Here is a 16,434-nt window from a genome sequence, read left to right as displayed (position 1 = left end):
GGACTTGAGCTTTTTAATTATTTATTCAACTTACCGCAAAAAATTATACACTTAGCTATTTTTATTTATGGGATGAATAACACTTATTCTTTGCAATCTTTCATGGCAAGAACTAATCTTAGCTTGTAAGCGTTTGTCAATATCAAGCAATCAAGAGGGTGAAAACAATGCCAAAAAACAGTTACTCCCAAGAATCTTTCGTTCATGTCTATTTACTTCTTGGGAATTAATGGGGTAATTGGGTCCGGTGCCTTTTTACTACCTCAAACAATCTATAAAGATATGAACTTGATGAGTGTTTTCGTAACAATTTGTGCTGCTCTTACAGTAAGTATGGTTGCTCTTTGTTATGCTGACTTGTCAAGTCGTTTTACTGGATCAGGCGCAGCTTGGCTTTATTCATATCACGCCTTTGGGCGATTTACTGGCTACGAACTTGGAATATATACTTGTTTTTTAGGATGCTGTACATATGCGGCAGAAATAGTAGCTTTGTTAACTATTTTAAAGACTTTGTCCCCTGTTTTTAGTAATCACGCTGTTTACTACGGGATAGCTATTGGAATAATTGTGCTGTTTACGATTATTAACTTATTTGGTCGGACAATTGTAAAATTAGTCGATAACTTATCCTCTGCTGCCAAAATGATTACTATTCTGATTTTTATCATCATTGGTGCCTTTTTTATTCATAAAATGAACTTTACACCTGTGATTCCTAAAGCAGCAACCTTAGAGGTGTTGGCCCTTACTTCAAACATTTTGGTGCTGCATTTAGTGTTGTGTTCTACATGTTTACTGGATTCTCCTTTATTCCAATTGCTGCAAAACAGATGAATAATCCAGAGAAAAATATTCCCAAAGTATTGATCACAGTGATGATCACTGTGACTATTTTATATGCATTAATGATGTTAGTAGCTATCGGGATTTTAGGATCCAAGATGGTTAATTATAGTACGCCTATTGCTGTAGCCTTTCAAAAGGCCGTTGGTGATTGAGGCTACGTTCTAGTAATTGCAGGGATGCTGATTAGTGTTATCGGCGTTGCTTTTGCAGGATCTTTTAATACTCCATCGTTGATTGCTTCTCTTGCTAATGAGCACGCAATGTTGCCTAAATGGATTGGCAAAAAGAACAAACATGATGCTGCTTGGGTAGCTATTTTACTCAGTGCAATCATCACTATGATTTTAATCACACAATCATACCTCTTCTTGGTATCTTGCATTGTATTGGCTTCATTTATTCAATATGTACCATCTATCTTAGCAGTAATCAAATTCAAGCATACTAATGAATTTCCAAATAACGGTTTTAAACTCCCATTCAGCTATGTTATTCCAGCTTTGGCATTAATTATTTCATGCTACATGGTAACCAATTTCACTTGGAAAACTATTTTGGTCGGAGTAGTCGTAGGGGTATTAGCCGCAGTAGCTTACTTCTTCATTGAAAAAGATGAAAAAGTTGAAGAAAAGCATCAAAAGTATTTGTCAAAAATGCGCAATAAATAATTTTCAAGTTATAAGGACGATGACTATCGAATATCGCCCTTATTTTTTTGATCAATTAAGACTTTTTAGTCTGCTTTTAAATCTATTTTTCAACTTATACATTATGAAAGCCCATCTCCTCTCATAATATTTAGTGCTAAACTGTTAGATAGATTAGTATTAGAAAAGAGCAACAACAAATGAGTAATCATAAAGCTAAAATAAATAACGCTGAAATTAAAACTAGAGTACCCCGCTTCAGACCAAGCCAGTAAAAAACTTAAGTTAACACAAAAGGAAAAACATATGTCTGAAGAGATAATTAACACAGTCACAACAAAAAATGATTTTAAGAGTGCATTGAGAAATGCGGGTATTAAAGATGATGATACCGTATTAGTTCATACTGCACTAAGTAAATTCTATTACGTTCCTAATGGTCCAGAAACCATTGTCGAAGCCTTAAAAGAAGCTGTGCCTAATGGAACAATAATGATGCCCTCACAAGTTTCCACGAATTGTGATCCAGCCACTTGGGAATATCCACCAGTACAAAAATCTTTGATTCAAGTAGTTAAGGATGCTATGCCACCTTATAATCCTACAACATCAATGACAGAAGGCTTAGGGGTTACGCCAGAGTATTTCAGAACTTTGCCAGATGTTGTTCGAAGTACTCATCCTTACTTGCCAATTGCTATTTGGGGCAAAAACAAAGTAAAGATTGCACAGAATCAACCTTTAAATATTCCTTATGGAATCGACAGTCCTTTAGATTATTTGTACCAGAATAATGGCAAAACTATCTTTTTAGGAACTGATTATGAAACGTGTACAGTTTTGCACTATGCAGAATCCACAATTGGTAGAAAAACCGAAACATGTTCTGCTGCAACTAGTCTGGATGAAAGCGGCAAAACTATTTGGACTGAATATCAAAATATTGATATGGATTCATATGATGACTTTAATGAATTAGGGACAGAGTTTGAAGCAAAGCATCCCTCTGCTATCAAAAAGGTTAAGTTAAACAATGGTGTCATCAAAGTAATAAATGTAAAATCGCTAATTGATTTTGCTAGAAAATGGTTTACAAAAAAAGACAATAATCATTCAATTTAATAATAAAAGGAAGAAGTTACTTTCAACTTCTTCCTTTTTCTTTATTTAATCTTTGTTAAAACCTTTGCACCTATATTTAAACCTACACTATGCGATTTACCGCCCCAATCACGTTCATCATAATTATCCATATCAGCTAAAGTATCTGCAGTGAAAAGAAATTGTGCAAAATCAATCTTTCTAAACTGAGCACATGCTGCTAAAGCTGCACATTCCATTTCTACAGTTGACGCGCCTAACTGACGAAATTGTGCCACTTTTTTAGGCGTTTCTCTAAAGAAACCATCTGTTGTCCAAGTCGTTATCTCGTCATATTCTATATTTAGCTCAACTAAAATCTTTTCTACTTCCTTCAAAAATATAGAATCTAGTTCCACAAATTGTCCAGGATTCATATAGTGAAAAGATGTACCTTCATCTCGAATTGCACGTGTTGGAAGTAGCATCGCATTTTCAGGTAAATCTACTAAGGCACCTGCTGTTCCAATGGTTAACACCTTTTCTACTCCATAAGCAATTAGCCATTCAAGCAACTGTACAGCTGCCGGTGCTCCCAAGGGCGCTTGACACAAAGTGAAAAATTCGTTATTAATTTGAACTTCATAAATTTTAGGATTAAAAGAACATGACTCAAATTCACCTAAAGTACGGTGAAAATGGTGATCTAAAAATGCATTAATTTCTTTTTCCGGCACGAATGCGTAAAGCAATCTTGGATGAAAATGAAATGGTTCTTGATCGTGATTTGGTTCAAGAACTGCATGCTTATTTTTGTCAAAGTCTAAAATGAATGGTTGTTTGTTCATGTATACCCTCTCCCTTAATCAATAAATGGATAGTCTTCATTAAAGTAATGATCAATAAAAATTTGATGTTACTTGTTAAAAATCTTGGGTAATTTATCTTTATAAAAATACTTCAGATCAAGAGTTTCAGAGCTAATCTCTTTTGACATTTTTTCTACTAATTCAACAACAAATTCAACAGTTACTGCCTGTGCCACATCTTGATTAGGATAATGCTGGATAAAATTAGTTGAAACGCCTAATAGTGACTTAGTTCTTACTTTTAAGCCAGTTTCTTCTAAAAATTCTCGAACGCATGCTTTTGGGGCTGATTCTCCAAATTCTAAAGCACCACCAGGTAAGCCCCATGCATTAAAATCTGATCTTTTTTGAAGTAAGATTTCATTCTTGCTATTAGCCAAAATTTAGAATAATTGGTTCATGACCAACTTTTTGACGTAAGGTCTTAATATAGTTTTTAACCATCGCTAGTCCTCTACTTGAATATCATTCATCACAATTTCAACTTCATCGTCTAAATTCATCTGACTAGTAAAAGCATACTCGGGAATAAAACCAAGATAATCTTTTTCATTCCACCATGAGCGCATTTTTTCTTCACCAAAAGAATGTTCATGACGAGTTTTATGGCGTTTCATTGTTTCTTCAAACGGAATATCAAAATAATAGGCATAAATTTGATCACCAAAAAGCTGCTGAGATTTTTTGAATAAATCAGCATACCATTTCGCATTCAATATACCTTCTAAAATAGTGTAAGAACAGTGATGATAACCATACTCAAGCAAGTTTTCTAATAATGGCAAAGCAAATGTCTTTTCTCCGTCTTTAACATTCAGCATTTCTCTTCTAACTGTATCTTGTGGAATCAATAGTGTATTGTGTGGCAATCGACGATGAATTTCTTTAGACAGTGTAGTTTTGCCACTGCCAGAGTTTCCTCGAATTATAATTAATTTTGATGTCATCATAGAAATCTTCACTTTCTTAAAACTAGTTCACTGCATCCCTAATTGTTGCAAACTTATCAAATGTATAATCTATACCATGAATTTTAACAATAGGCAGCATTTTCCCTTTTTGCCCCATCAATAATCCTGCAGAGGCGGCTAACATGTCACAGATAGTTTCAACATTAGTTTTATCTTCATGCTGACTTTTTCTTAAACCAGAAATACCATACAATCCAACTGCTACTTGAGTTGCACCTTTTTTATCAATTCTTCCATCGCTATCAGTAATTATAATAGCTACTCTGACTTTTAATTGATCAAAAATATCATCACTAATTCTCTTAGCAATTTCATCACAATTTTTAGGTAAAACTATTGCAGTACCAGCATCAATTTTATCTACACCTGCACTAGTTAAAAACAAACCATTCGGCAGCCACCCGCCAATAAAGTTCTTAGATATCTGCAGCTTCTTACCACTCTTATCACTGGTTTGATCAATGATAATTTGAATTAATCTTGGATCTTTTCGGGGTATTTGCTGATGCAAACGTAAGGCTAATTGACTTGGACTAATAGAATTTAAGTCAACAAACAGACCTTCAGATTTAGAAATCAACTTAGAAGCAATACATAAAACATTATTATTATGTATAGTAAAAGCTTATTTTTGAATTGTTTTAATTATTTCTGCACTTAAATTGCACTTTTTCTCTATCTTTGGAAAATTATGCAATGCTTCAATTGTAATCATGACTATAACCACCAATCAGGAGTTAATTCACCAAGAGTAACAATCTTTTCATTTTCATAATCAAGCATGACTTCAACATCTTGATAGTGTCCCTCCATCAATTGCGCCATAAATTCACGGCAGGCTCCGCATGGTGCACCAGTTTTACCATCTGGCATAATTGCCAATACGCGTGTGATATTTGACTCACCATTAGTAACCATATTAAAAAGTGCATTGCGTTCAGCGCATACTCCTAAAGTACTCGCAGTATCAACACAAACCCCGGTATAGGTTCTACCTGAATCAGATAAGACTGCAGCTGCAACTCCACCAGCTTCCATATGGCTTGATATTTCACGAAATCCTTGAACTGCTTTAGCTTTTTGATACATTTTTTGCCATGTTTTGTCTAACATCTTTGTTCTCCTTTATTAATGGTATGGTTAATAAAACAATTCCAAAATATATTGCTGATACAAAGAACATCACATTTAGATTTTCAAATACTTTCATAATACTATTACTTATGAACAATGAAACACTAACCAAGATCTCTGCAATAAATGAAATAGTCGAAAGCATAGTTGACTTATTGCTTTCCCCATAAATAGCCTCATTACTAGTAGCTGAAATTTGTCCCGACATCATTCCCATCAATAGTTCAATTAATAGAAAAAGACAAAACAGTATATATTTATTTTCTAGAGTTCCACTTAATACAAATGCACCAATCATGCACACAGTATTCAATAAAGTAAGATTCTTTGAATTAACAGAAGTAGAAATTTTACTAAATAAAACTGATCCTAGAATTAATGCATACATAAATAACGTGTAAACCAGTGAAAGATTAAAACCTAATTTTTCAACATAAATAATTGACCAATAGATAAGGATAAATTGCGTTCTTCAATCATAGCCTACATTCAGCAACAGTAATATCCAGAAGTTTCTTTTCCTAAAAAAACTAACAATATTTTTAGCGCTACATTCAACTTGTTTTTTATTAGAAGCTCTATTATCTGAAAAGGATAGGATACTTATCATAAACCAAATAAGGGCTGGATATAACGCAAGTCCAAGCATTGCGAACCATATCGGTGCAGTATCTTTAATTCCAAATAGCCAGTCCCAATATTTCCACCGATTAATGTGGTTAAATTCAAAATAATTATTTGCATCCCCATTAGTTTGCTACTAGGGGCAATTTTATTTTGTTCCTGTAAGTCAGTTACATAGGCAAGTAAAGTACCTGAATTAAGAGCTAAGCCAATACCATATAAAAGCTCTGCCATTGAAAAGAAAAAGAAGTTTCTAAATAGAATTAGAATGAAAAAAACTCGTGGCGATAACTAAAGATGATAAAGCTAGAACTTTCAGTCTTCCAATTCTATCAGCTAAATATCCTGCTGGAAGAAGACCAAATATAATACCGATATTTTGAAAAGATTTTATTGAACTAATATTTGCATCCGGGATTCCATTTTTAGCATAAAATAATGAAAAAATTCCTGACATTGATGATCGGAAAAGTGTAAAAACTGCTGTAAAAACTAAAAATAAAACTGCAATTTTAAAACTTACACTCTTTAACCTCATGATCATCAACTCCTATTGTTTTTTCTTAAAAATCTATAACCTCTTCAACTATTTCTGCAATTTTCTTTGGATATTCAAAATGAATATAATGTGAATCACCCATAACTACAACTTTAGATTGCGAATTATTTGAAACGTATTCTGACCGCATATATTCATTTTCACGATACTTCTCTGTAATAACAACACTTGGTGTTTTATCACTTATCCTGGTAGTATTTTTCCAAAACGAATCATTTTCGTAGGCTGCTTGTGCTTTTAAATTATCCTTTTCATCAAATTTCTTCGCATTTTGCTCTGTAGTTGTCCAAAACTTTTTATTTTCTTCTGGAGTAAAAATTTCTCTAAGATCAGCTTCAATTTTTTCTTGAAGTTTTGCCATGTTTTTATTTTTCTCAATATAAGCCGGTTCCTTTGGAGGATTTAACATGATTTCTCTAGTAGTTGGCTCAATTCCTACAAAAGCCTTCAAATTATTGATTTTATCTTTCATTTGCATAGCATACACACCGCCAATGCTATGAGCCAAAATTATAACTTTTTTTGCATTAAAATCGTTAATAATTTTAGCTAATTTAGTAGCTTCGTCTGATACTGTATAGTCCTTTAAAGACTTGCCACTAAAGCCACTATTCAAATAATCTGATGCAAAATAGCCATACTTATTGGGCAAAGCTTCAATTACTTTTGAAAAAGATTGTGCTGTATCAAAACTACCAAAGCCATTCAAAAAAACAACTAATGGATCTCCCTTTCGATAGGCAAAATTAATCTTGCCTAATTCAGTTTCAATATCGCTTCTTTGCATAAATTTCTCCCTTTATTAAAACTTTGAAGTCGTTATATTTTAATTATTTCTTAGCACAAATACCTTATGCCCATTTTCATCATCTTTTAAATACACGAAACTACTTCGCTTAGCTACATTCTGACTAGCGGAATTCTTAGGATGAGTTCTTAAAATCAAATAATCAAGCTTCAACTGTTCAAATGCGTATTTCTTAAGAAATTCGACAGATTCAGTCATAATTCCTAAATGTTGAAAATCATTAGAAAGCCAATATCCTACTTCGCCAGATTCATGATTCAAATTATGTAAGTCAATCATGCCAGCTGGCTGTCCATCAACTAAAATAACTAGGTTGAATGCTGTACCATCAACCATTTTTTGTTGAAACATTTTAATTGAATCGGCTTCTTTTTGAACAGAATCAATTTTGTTGGCCCAAACTAACCATTTAGAAAACTCAGTAAGATTTTTTTGAAGTTGATCAAATAAGTCTTTTGCTTGCCAAGTCTCTGGAAGAACTAATTCGATTTCTTTATTTTTAGTTAGAAATTTATGTAAAACAAAAGCAGTATGACACATTTCGAGTGCCTCCTTTCCTCCAAAATACGTTGTATTAAATATTACTTAAATAAATTTAATATTTCAAGAGGATATTTATAATATTTTCACACGTAAAAAACCAGGAAGATAGTTTTTCTCCCTGGTTTCTCCAGCATATTCTTAAATTAAATGATTTTCTTTATACCAACTAATAAAATTGGCCAAAAAATAAGCAGAGACCTCTAAAATCTCTGCCTATTAGCCACAAATTTTTCATAGCCAAAAATAATTATACTTAATTACCAGCTGGTGTTACGTTTACCGTTACTGTCTTTATATCAGACCATGGACCAACTATATTACTGTTGAGGCCACGGACACGTATCTCATATGTCTTACCTTTTTCGAAATAGCAAATACTATTTTTATCAGAGCTGGATGTAATTTCATCACCATTACTTGATGATGATAAGAAACTTTGCCATTCACTCTGATCTTTTAAGCGATATTGAACTTCATAACTACTAATATTTTTATTAACCGGCCATTTAATATCGATGTATGGTTCATCACTACCATTATCATCATAATAGCTGACATCAACTGGGATTTTATCTGGCACATTCTTATTATCCGTTACAGCATGATAATCGATCGTCTTTGCATCAGAAAGTTCACCATTAATATCAAATCCGTTCGCACGATTGATAGGTAAAACAGCGACTTGATATGTCTTACCATTAACAAGGCTCTTATATGGAATTACCGTGCTTAATGATTCACTTGCTTTAATTCTTGGCACAGCAGCAGGAATATAGCCACTGCCACTATTTATATAGATGACATATTCAGTCGCACCTTCAGACTTAGTAAAATCAACTTGCAATCCGTCTTTTACTGGTGTCAACTTTGTAACTTCATTTTTGACTGGTACTTGGTCAGTATTTTCACCTGTTATTTTGAAATTAAATAAACCACGAGTTTGAATGTTTAATTTGTACTCACCTTTTGCGACATACCAAGTTATCTTTTTATTATCTTGTCTACCATTGAACATTGAAGATGGCAGGTAATAACTAAAGCCATTCTTACTTTGCATAGTAATGATTGTTCTATGACCATTGTAATAAACCGGCATCGAGTTCATGCCCATAGTTAATTTTTGTGACTTATCAACTTTTAATGTGTAACTATGATACGTGCTATTTTTATAGCTACTAAACATGTCAGAAAATCCCTTTACCTTTTGTCCTAATGAAATTTCAGGACTATAAGTATAGCTGTTTGTAGTGCGGTAAATTGGATAATCATCTAACTGTTTTCTAAGTTTAGTCAATTTAGTATAACTAATTCTAATTTTTCTTGATCCCGGATTCTTAGCAACTACTTTGTAATTTCCGGATCTAAGATAATACTCTTTAGTATTTTTCTTATCGGTTGAATAAGGAATGGCCTCCCAATCAATACTATTGTAGATTCTGATCTTGGCATTTGTATTAACTGTTACTCTACCAGCTTCTTTTAAATGAAGCTTATAAGTGTTGCCTTTGCGTACATAACTTGTGCCTTGAGTCGGAATTTGGATCGTAGCAGCTTGAACAGTAGAAGAATTTGTATTTAAAAATAGTACAAATGCTCCTGCCAATGAAGTTGCAATCAGATATTTATTAATTTTCATAATTGTTGTCCTTTCATAAGCTATTATAATGCTTTATTGATTTTATACCCTAACTAAAAATATCCCACCTATATTCCTTGCTTACATCTTCTAGCAGACTCAGGCCAGCAATACTATTACCAACTTCATCAAGTGGTGGACTAAAAATGCCAATCCCAGCTTTATTAGGTACTGAAGAAACAAGCCCACCTCCAACACCACTCTTAGTAGGAATACCAATTTTAGCAGAGTATATTCCTGATGCATTATACAAGCCTGTTGTCATCATTAAAGACTTAGCAAAAGTCGCGGCAGTACCTGAAACGATTCGCTCATTGTCCCATGGCTTAATTCCATCATTGGCTAAAACAGCACCAAAATTAGCTAAGCTGCGCGCCGTTACCATCATTGAACATTGTTTGAAGTAAGTAGTTAAACTGTCTTCAACATCGGCTTTCAAAATTTCCTTAGCTTTCATGTAATAAGCTAAAGATTGATTCATATCGCCTGTCTTTTGTTCAGACTTAAAGATCTCTTCATTCAATTTAATTAGAGGATCATTGCAAATTTCTTTAGTAAAATTAGAGTCAAAGCTAAATCCTGTTTGTCTTGCACCGACAACTGAGTTAACAAAATCTAAACCCAAAGTTTCAATTGAATAAAGTAATGTAATGACTTTGGAGATGCTTTCAATTGCAAAGTAAGTTTCACTATCACCAGCTACTGAAATTTTTCCATCGTTCAAATTATAAATTGCTATTCCAAGTTGTTCTGGTTCTACTTCCGCCAATGCTGGAATGTACGTTGCAACATGACCATTCACTACTTGTGGTAAATTTTTAGTTACTAAGTTTGCTAAATCAGTCATACTCTGCATCCCCTTTCATTCTTATTTTACAAAAAAGACAGATTTCTCCATAAGAATCTGCCTCACGTTCAATATTTAATCTTCAAACTTGTCTAAATTTTAATTCCATGACATTATTTCTCTAAATAAAGTTCGCGTAATTTATCTTCTAATTCAGAAGTCACATTTAAAACATCCCTCACATAGGTTTCAAAATCTCCATACTCTTTCTCAATAGTCAAAAGAATTGTGTCAAAAAGTGAATCCGACGCTGAACTTAAAACCCGCATATTAGCTCTAAAGGTTAAACCTTTACCAGCTTCTTGGAATTCCTTATCCCTAGCTGCGCGATATTCAGTCAAAATTTCATTTGATGCCAGATAATCCTGTCGTATTACTTCTAAGTCAACGCCTAAAATATATAAAACAAATAAGGCAACAAAGCCTGTCCGATCTTTTCCTTCAGTACAGTGAAAAATAACTGCTCCTTTTTCAGTTTCAGACAATATTTTCAATACTTGACGAACAGTTTCTTGATCATGTGCTGCAATAACATGATCTCTATAATGATCACACATCATTTTAAATGCAGCATGTGGATTTTCATTATATGACTTTGCTTCTTGTTTTAAGTTATTTTCTCCCCCTAATGTTCCTTCTTCACTGGAAAGAGGCAGAGAAATATTTTGAATGCCATCAATTTGAGGATCAGGATGAGAAATGCTTTCTGATTTTGAACGTAGGTCAATAATTTTAACAACACCGTAATCCTTTAGAAGTTGCCTGTCTTTTAGCGACATTTTACTAAGATCGCCTGTTCTAAGCAGACGATGCATCTGTATTTTACGATTATTAAGACCAGTTAATCCACCTAGTTCACGCGGATTAATGGCTGTTGTGATTGGTAATAGATTTGAGTACATATTGTTCCTCTGCTATTTGCTATGCTTTAAAACTGCCAGCCAAATTAGATAACAGATTAAAATGATTAATCCAAATACTCCCCAGATAATTAAAGTAATATTTCTCATTTCAGGTGTTTGTACTACACCTGCTCCGTCAACTTTTCTAACGCAAAGAAATATACTAATCACTATAAATAAGATCAATACAATACTGCCACTAATTTTCCATACTTTCATTTATTTTCCCTTTATAACTTTTTCAACAGCCGGTGCAACCAGACTCTCTTCCAATTTCATATCAACTGGCTTATAGCCCATATCGATACATTCATCCCAATATTCAAGATGTTTCTTATCAATATAGCTTTCTGATTCTTCGACGGCATTTCCGCCTTCTCCTTGAACCGAATACCAGTAAAAATATGTATATCCATCTGGATTTTCTTCTTTAAAAACGCTCTCCACGTACATCTTTTCACCAGCCATTGTCGCTACAGTATCATCGTGATGTTCATTTAGAAAGTCCATCCACTCTTGCGCTTTAGCTTCTTTTCCTTTTCTAATTCTAAAACGCGTTAATTCTACCTTAGTCATCATTGATTATCTTCTTTCCATTAATGTATTTTCGCTTTGCATTAATCGCCATTTTCTTAACAATATCTTCTCCTAGATCACTGCCAAGCATTTCAGAAATTCCTAACAGAAAAATAGCTATATCAGCAAGTTCTTCATCGATGTTTTCTTGATCTTCTTTTAGACAAGCTTGAAACAGTTCATTTACTTCACCATACAATAATAGCAGTTCAAACTTAATATCAGTCGTATTAAAATTATGCTTTTTCTTGTTCTCAATAACTGCTTTTTGTAATTTTTCCGTATCTATAATCATAGTTTCAATCCTCAATATTCACTATTAAACTTTTTCTCTACTATTTCTTTCACATTAAGATCAAGCAATGAAATAGAATTTAATTTTACATATATATCTTGTAATAATGACTTCAGATTATTAAATCGATAATATTCTAAAAGTTCATCTGAATAAGGATCAAAAGCAAACGATTTTATCCAATTAACAAAAATATCTGAATTTATCTTATGTGCTTTAAATCCATTTACAAAAACATCGGCTAAACGATATTCTTCCCCGTCAATAAAACGTCCATCAACCTTATTCAACATTTCTTTAGTCGCTAATAAAAAATCGGCTACCATTCTTTGATCAAAATCATCACATAGTATACTATCTGCCAGTGCGTCCGAACAATGCGCAACTGCATGAACCCAACCATATTCCTTGGAAAAGCCAGTAAAATCATGCTCATTGGCTAAATAATGAATTAAGTTTTTAAAAATCTGCTTTTCTTTATTCTTATCTAAGATTTGATAATACTGAGATTTTTTATCATTATTTGTTCGAATAATTAAATCCCACAACAAGCACGTAAAAGACCTTGTTAATGTAGCTTCCCCATTTTCTTGAATTCTATAGAATAAAAGATTTCTTTCTTCAAGTTGATTTATCAAAAATAAAACTTGCTTATTGGTAAATTTTTCTTCGAAAAAGCCAGCACCCAAGCTATTGCATACTAAGTCATCTCGAATTTCACTTTTAGAATTGCCAATATTTTCTAAAAGCCAATTTACTTCTTCATCTAAATATTGAGCGTTAGAATTATTCAATTTTTGTTTTAAGATTTTTAAATCCATTTGCTCACCTTAATTCTTATTGTACCTTGTGCAACACTAAACTATTTATGATTAAAACAAAGTTTTCATATATTCCTATTTACATTAATAAAAATCTTATTTATTATTAATGTACCATAATTTTATAGCTTTTCAATAAACAAATGGAGATGAGCAAATGAAAAAGAAAATCAAATACACTCTTGCACTTATCGCATCCATCAGCTGTGTTGCTTTACTAAGTTTTGCGTCATATTTACAAATTCATGAACATATCTATAAAGGTCTTTTTTGGAATGTTTTATTGATCCTTTTCTTACTTTTTAGTTCATCAATATATCTAAAACAATTAATAAAGGGTCCTAATGATAACCAAGATGATGGTAATGATGCAGAAACAGTTCGTCTTGAGCAAAATGCCAAAGTAAAAACGATGACTATAATAGAAAATATTACTTTTTGGTGTGGCATGATTTTAATGGTTTATGCTTCCAGTCAACTAAAAGAAAATCCACAATTTTCATATGTTCTATTTGCAATTGCTGGCACTTTAACTTTAATTTGGCTATTAAGCTTTGTGATTGAGATTTTTTATATTTGCAAATCTGGAAAGCAACCAGACAAAAGAGAGGATTAAATAATGCTAAATCTGGAAAATTTTAACTCTTCATACTTAAAAGATATTTGGAAAGATGGATTCAAAGCAAACAATCCAGAATGGACTAAATGGAATGCGCCATATTTTAACGATTACATTCCCTATCAGTCTTTTTCTGACTTTAAAGAAAGTCCCATTTCTACCTATCTACTGAGTAAATCATGCAAAGCCATTATTAGTAATGACCAAGCAATAGGGATGGTTTCAAAAAACTGGATTGATAAAACAAACCTTTGGCTTGAAATTGGAATAGTTATTTATAATCCCAATTATTGGCATGGTGGCCTTGGAACAATAGCTTTAGAAAAATGGATTACTGATATATTTTCTGAATATCCTGATTTAGAACACATTGGTTTAACAACCTGGAGCGGCAATGTAAGAATGATGCATTTAGCTGAAAAAATTGGACTAAAAAAAGAAGCTCAAATTCGCAAAGTTCGCTATTTCCAAGGCTCTTATTATGACAGTGTAAAATATGGCATTTTAAGATCTGAATGGAAAAAATGCAAAAACAAATAAGGATGATATCTTGACAATTTACTGCCAGTTATCATCCTTATTTCAATTTGTATCAAATATTAAAAGTCATTCCTAGCAAAATAAGCAGTACAATTGCCCAAACAAATCCTGCAATCAATCCCAAAATCCAGGCTAACCACCGCTTCATCTTCTTACTCAATATTATTGCAGTCAGAACAAACATCGCGCTTTCAGAGATAATTACTGGATAAGTAACCCAAGATCTTAGATTAAAAATTGGTAAAAGAAAACTAATAATTGTGGCAGTAGCAACTATAATAGCCGGTACCCTTATAGAAATATTTTCATTAAATGAAACTGCAAAGCCAATAACAATTGCAATAAATAATGGTGAGATATTAATAAACGGCATCATACTTTCTTGCATAAGCATCCCCTCTAAATCTTTTTATTAAAATAATATCTAATACTATTTTAATTTTCAACAAAATATGCTATATTATTTTCATCAAAGAAGAAACGACTTAAAATAAGTCACTTTGATGGGGTCTAGAAAGGTATATTTATGTCACTGAAGTTTGCTAACAAAAAGAAGCTAGCACTTTATGTCTTTTTAGCCTGCATAAGTGCTTGTGGTAATGTCGTTATCGCTTATGTCACGAAGATCATGCTTAATAGCGCCCAATATCATCGTGGCTCATTAAAGCAATTAATTTTTATCGCTGCATTAGGAGCAGCATCACTAATCATTATCATGTTTCTCAACTTTGCTTATAGATACTTGCGCTCCGATATTACGCGTGATATTAACTTGAAGTTAAAAGAGAAAACTATTACTTATTTAATTGCTCAACAAAATGACTCGCAAAAAGATGGTCTAAATTTAATGACCAATGACCTAAAGCAAATTGAAACACTTAAAATTACAAATGAATTAATGATTATTTCCGAATTTTCTGCTTTTACAATCTCAATTTTTGTCGGTTTAATCAATTCTTGGCTTCTAACAATAATCTTCGTTATTGCTACGGTCATCCCGGGATTTATCCAAAAAATTTTCATTAAAGATATTCAAAACAAATCTGCTGTCTGGGAAAAGCAAAACGCTGAATATACTCAAGCTACTGTTGATGCTATTAACGGATCAAAAACTGCTATGCTATATGACGCACAGATTCTCGTTGTTTCTTATGTAATTAATCGGGCAAAAGAAATGGAAGATGCCTTGAGAGCATTAAACTACACCCAAGGTGCGATTTCTACATTAATTATTACCATTGCTGATATTTTCAGCTTTATCATTCCATTCCTAATCGGTGCAATTTTGATGTTCAATGGGCAAATTGGTGCTGGTACTTTAGTAATGATTGTTCAGCTTTCAAATGACTTCATTAATCCAATTACAATGATTTTTGACCAGCTCAATCAAATTCGCTCAACTAAACCAATTTGGGATAAAGTCGAACAAGCTCTTAAGTTTAAAGGATCTCCTACTTCAACTGAATCAGCTTCTACTTTTAATGAATTAAAAGTTAAAGACTTATCATACTCAGTAAACAATAAAAACATTTTAAACAAGGTTAACTTTAACGTTAAAGCTGGTGAAAAAATACTACTGATGGCACCAAGTGGTTTTGGCAAAACTACCCTCTTAAAGCTTTTAGCTGGACAATTATCTCCAAGTACTGGTTCAATTATCATTGACCAAAACAATTTAACTAGCAATTGGCAAAAATCTCATGAATACTTTGGCTACATCAATCAAAAGCCATTCATGTTTGATCGCAGTCTGTTCTTCAATTTAACTCTGGGCCAAAAATATTCCAACAATGAGTTACAAAATGCAATTAAATCAGCTGGATTAGCAGAGCTTGTTAAGGAGAAAGGCCTCGATTATCAAATTGGTCAAAATGGTAATAATCTATCCGGTGGTCAAATTCAAAGAGTTGAAATAGCTCGTGCAATCTTAGCAAAACGTCCAGTTTTACTAGCAGACGAAGCTACAAGTGCTTTAGATAATGATTTATCTTTGCAAATTCACAAAACTCTACTGGAAAACCCTAATTTTGCAGTAATTGAAGTTGCTCATAAAATTTCCAAACAAGAAAGAGCAATGTTTGATCGAATTATTAACTTAGACAACTAAAATTTAA

At 32.8% G+C, this 16,434-nt stretch carries 21 protein-coding genes and 2 pseudogenes; 5 read left to right on the top strand and 18 right to left on the bottom strand.

Annotated elements, in window-relative coordinates; translation table 11 throughout:
- Positions 1–204: 204 nt before the first annotated feature.
- Together CP363_RS10975 and CP363_RS06945 are read left to right on the top strand one after the other, a co-directional pair.
- Positions 205–1,517: pseudogene (locus CP363_RS10975) on the top strand (APC family permease).
- 285 nt (positions 1,518–1,802) lie between these two features.
- A complete protein-coding gene (locus CP363_RS06945) occupies positions 1,803–2,618 on the top strand; it encodes an aminoglycoside N(3)-acetyltransferase (RefSeq protein ID WP_065990798.1) in 816 nt (271 codons plus the stop codon).
- 41 nt (positions 2,619–2,659) lie between these two features.
- On the opposite strand, the gene CP363_RS06940 is transcribed toward CP363_RS06945, so the two are convergent.
- From CP363_RS06940 to CP363_RS06865, 17 genes and pseudogenes are all read right to left on the bottom strand, one after another.
- On the bottom strand, positions 2,660–3,424 hold the full coding sequence (locus CP363_RS06940; protein ID WP_098036042.1) for a nucleoside phosphorylase: 765 nt from the start codon (positions 3,422–3,424) through the stop codon (positions 2,660–2,662).
- Between the two features lie 68 nt (positions 3,425–3,492).
- Positions 3,493–3,825: an NUDIX domain-containing protein gene (locus tag CP363_RS06935; protein ID WP_304441054.1), complete on the bottom strand. Its 333-nt coding sequence runs from the start codon at positions 3,823–3,825 to the stop codon at positions 3,493–3,495.
- 66 nt (positions 3,826–3,891) lie between these two features.
- Positions 3,892–4,392 (bottom strand): kinase, encoded by a 501-nt coding sequence (locus tag CP363_RS06930; RefSeq protein WP_057726938.1) that lies wholly within the window; start codon positions 4,390–4,392, stop codon positions 3,892–3,894.
- Between the two features lie 25 nt (positions 4,393–4,417).
- Positions 4,418–5,131, bottom strand: a pseudogene (locus CP363_RS06925) (coenzyme F420-0:L-glutamate ligase).
- 2 nt (positions 5,132–5,133) lie between these two features.
- Positions 5,134–5,529, bottom strand: a complete 396-nt coding sequence (locus CP363_RS06920; RefSeq protein ID WP_057726934.1) for a cytidine deaminase — start codon at positions 5,527–5,529, stop codon at positions 5,134–5,136.
- Entirely contained in the window at positions 5,489–5,848 is a 360-nt protein-coding gene (locus CP363_RS10970) for a hypothetical protein (RefSeq protein WP_233187146.1), read from the bottom strand. The genes CP363_RS06920 and CP363_RS10970 overlap by 41 nt, the downstream gene beginning before the upstream one ends.
- Before the next feature lie 308 nt (positions 5,849–6,156).
- Entirely contained in the window at positions 6,157–6,408 is a 252-nt protein-coding gene (locus tag CP363_RS10965) for a hypothetical protein (protein ID WP_013086303.1), read from the bottom strand.
- A gap of 19 nt (positions 6,409–6,427) precedes the next feature.
- Positions 6,428–6,712: a hypothetical protein gene (locus CP363_RS10960; protein ID WP_233187145.1), complete on the bottom strand. Its 285-nt coding sequence runs from the start codon at positions 6,710–6,712 to the stop codon at positions 6,428–6,430.
- Between the two features lie 25 nt (positions 6,713–6,737).
- The gene (locus CP363_RS06905; protein WP_098036041.1) at positions 6,738–7,520 is read right to left on the bottom strand and encodes an alpha/beta fold hydrolase; all 783 of its coding nucleotides are present in this window, start codon (positions 7,518–7,520) and stop codon (positions 6,738–6,740) included.
- A gap of 39 nt (positions 7,521–7,559) precedes the next feature.
- Positions 7,560–8,081 (bottom strand): GNAT family N-acetyltransferase, encoded by a 522-nt coding sequence (locus tag CP363_RS06900; RefSeq protein WP_005729577.1) that lies wholly within the window; start codon positions 8,079–8,081, stop codon positions 7,560–7,562.
- Positions 8,082–8,337: 256 nt separating this feature from the next.
- A complete protein-coding gene (locus CP363_RS06895) occupies positions 8,338–9,720 on the bottom strand; it encodes a fibronectin type III domain-containing protein (protein ID WP_098036040.1) in 1,383 nt (460 codons plus the stop codon).
- 49 nt (positions 9,721–9,769) lie between these two features.
- Entirely contained in the window at positions 9,770–10,567 is a 798-nt protein-coding gene (locus tag CP363_RS06890) for a glutaminase (protein ID WP_098036039.1), read from the bottom strand.
- 113 nt (positions 10,568–10,680) lie between these two features.
- A complete protein-coding gene (locus CP363_RS06885) occupies positions 10,681–11,469 on the bottom strand; it encodes a tyrosine-protein phosphatase (RefSeq protein WP_061204678.1) in 789 nt (262 codons plus the stop codon).
- Positions 11,470–11,481: 12 nt separating this feature from the next.
- On the bottom strand, positions 11,482–11,688 hold the full coding sequence (locus CP363_RS06880) for a DUF3923 family protein (protein WP_061204677.1): 207 nt from the start codon (positions 11,686–11,688) through the stop codon (positions 11,482–11,484).
- A complete protein-coding gene (locus CP363_RS06875) occupies positions 11,689–12,045 on the bottom strand; it encodes a DUF6176 family protein (protein WP_061204676.1) in 357 nt (118 codons plus the stop codon).
- Positions 12,038–12,340, bottom strand: a complete 303-nt coding sequence (locus tag CP363_RS06870) for a MazG-like family protein (protein ID WP_098036038.1) — start codon at positions 12,338–12,340, stop codon at positions 12,038–12,040. Before CP363_RS06870 ends, CP363_RS06875 begins: the two co-directional genes overlap by 8 nt.
- An 11-nt stretch (positions 12,341–12,351) precedes the next feature.
- Entirely contained in the window at positions 12,352–13,161 is an 810-nt protein-coding gene (locus tag CP363_RS06865; protein WP_098036037.1) for a DUF2785 domain-containing protein, read from the bottom strand.
- 157 nt (positions 13,162–13,318) lie between these two features.
- On the opposite strand from CP363_RS06865, the gene CP363_RS06860 reads away from it, so the two are divergent.
- Together CP363_RS06860 and CP363_RS06855 are read left to right on the top strand one after the other, a co-directional pair.
- The gene (locus CP363_RS06860; RefSeq protein WP_013086295.1) at positions 13,319–13,777 is read left to right on the top strand and encodes a hypothetical protein; all 459 of its coding nucleotides are present in this window, start codon (positions 13,319–13,321) and stop codon (positions 13,775–13,777) included.
- Positions 13,778–13,780: 3 nt separating this feature from the next.
- Positions 13,781–14,320 (top strand): GNAT family N-acetyltransferase, encoded by a 540-nt coding sequence (locus tag CP363_RS06855; protein ID WP_098036036.1) that lies wholly within the window; start codon positions 13,781–13,783, stop codon positions 14,318–14,320.
- A gap of 52 nt (positions 14,321–14,372) precedes the next feature.
- Here the strand turns inward: CP363_RS06855 and CP363_RS06850 are convergent, their stop codons facing one another.
- Positions 14,373–14,708 carry a hypothetical protein gene (locus CP363_RS06850; protein ID WP_013086293.1) on the bottom strand — a complete coding sequence of 112 codons (336 nt, stop codon included), beginning with the start codon at positions 14,706–14,708 and terminating at the stop codon, positions 14,373–14,375.
- Positions 14,709–14,846: 138 nt separating this feature from the next.
- Between CP363_RS06850 and CP363_RS06845 the strand changes: the two genes are divergently transcribed.
- Positions 14,847–16,427, top strand: a complete 1,581-nt coding sequence (locus CP363_RS06845; RefSeq protein ID WP_098036035.1) for an ABC transporter ATP-binding protein — start codon at positions 14,847–14,849, stop codon at positions 16,425–16,427.
- Positions 16,428–16,434 lie beyond the last annotated feature (7 nt).

The sequence above is a fragment of the Lactobacillus sp. UMNPBX12 genome, assembly GCF_002553955.1.
Lineage (GTDB): Bacteria > Bacillota > Bacilli > Lactobacillales > Lactobacillaceae > Lactobacillus > Lactobacillus crispatus.
The sequence above is the reverse complement of the archived record's forward strand: the minus strand, read 5'-3'. Positions and strand labels throughout refer to the sequence as shown.

Excerpts from the sequence above, each read along its gene's own strand:
- CP363_RS06870 (WP_098036038.1), bottom strand. The coding sequence starts at position 12,340 with ATGATTATAGATACGGAAAAATTACAAAAAGCAGTTATTGAGAACAAG.
- CP363_RS06890 (WP_098036039.1), bottom strand. The coding sequence starts at position 10,567 with ATGACTGATTTAGCAAACTTAGTAACTAAAAATTTACCACAAGTAGTG.
- CP363_RS06865 (WP_098036037.1), bottom strand. The coding sequence starts at position 13,161 with ATGGATTTAAAAATCTTAAAACAAAAATTGAATAATTCTAACGCTCAA.
- CP363_RS06850 (WP_013086293.1), bottom strand. The coding sequence starts at position 14,708 with ATGCAAGAAAGTATGATGCCGTTTATTAATATCTCACCATTATTTATT.
- CP363_RS06845 (WP_098036035.1), top strand. The coding sequence starts at position 14,847 with ATGTCACTGAAGTTTGCTAACAAAAAGAAGCTAGCACTTTATGTCTTT.
- CP363_RS06885 (WP_061204678.1), bottom strand. The coding sequence starts at position 11,469 with ATGTACTCAAATCTATTACCAATCACAACAGCCATTAATCCGCGTGAA.
- CP363_RS06895 (WP_098036040.1), bottom strand. The coding sequence starts at position 9,720 with ATGAAAATTAATAAATATCTGATTGCAACTTCATTGGCAGGAGCATTT.
- CP363_RS06930 (WP_057726938.1), bottom strand. The coding sequence starts at position 4,392 with ATGACATCAAAATTAATTATAATTCGAGGAAACTCTGGCAGTGGCAAA.
- CP363_RS10965 (WP_013086303.1), bottom strand. The coding sequence starts at position 6,408 with ATGGCAGAGCTTTTATATGGTATTGGCTTAGCTCTTAATTCAGGTACT.
- CP363_RS06860 (WP_013086295.1), top strand. The coding sequence starts at position 13,319 with ATGAAAAAGAAAATCAAATACACTCTTGCACTTATCGCATCCATCAGC.
- CP363_RS06905 (WP_098036041.1), bottom strand. The coding sequence starts at position 7,520 with ATGCAAAGAAGCGATATTGAAACTGAATTAGGCAAGATTAATTTTGCC.
- CP363_RS06875 (WP_061204676.1), bottom strand. The coding sequence starts at position 12,045 with ATGACTAAGGTAGAATTAACGCGTTTTAGAATTAGAAAAGGAAAAGAA.
- CP363_RS06920 (WP_057726934.1), bottom strand. The coding sequence starts at position 5,529 with ATGTTAGACAAAACATGGCAAAAAATGTATCAAAAAGCTAAAGCAGTT.
- CP363_RS10970 (WP_233187146.1), bottom strand. The coding sequence starts at position 5,848 with ATGATTGGTGCATTTGTATTAAGTGGAACTCTAGAAAATAAATATATA.
- CP363_RS10960 (WP_233187145.1), bottom strand. The coding sequence starts at position 6,712 with ATGAGGTTAAAGAGTGTAAGTTTTAAAATTGCAGTTTTATTTTTAGTT.
- CP363_RS06940 (WP_098036042.1), bottom strand. The coding sequence starts at position 3,424 with ATGAACAAACAACCATTCATTTTAGACTTTGACAAAAATAAGCATGCA.
- CP363_RS06855 (WP_098036036.1), top strand. The coding sequence starts at position 13,781 with ATGCTAAATCTGGAAAATTTTAACTCTTCATACTTAAAAGATATTTGG.
- CP363_RS06945 (WP_065990798.1), top strand. The coding sequence starts at position 1,803 with ATGTCTGAAGAGATAATTAACACAGTCACAACAAAAAATGATTTTAAG.
- CP363_RS06900 (WP_005729577.1), bottom strand. The coding sequence starts at position 8,081 with ATGTGTCATACTGCTTTTGTTTTACATAAATTTCTAACTAAAAATAAA.
- CP363_RS06880 (WP_061204677.1), bottom strand. The coding sequence starts at position 11,688 with ATGAAAGTATGGAAAATTAGTGGCAGTATTGTATTGATCTTATTTATA.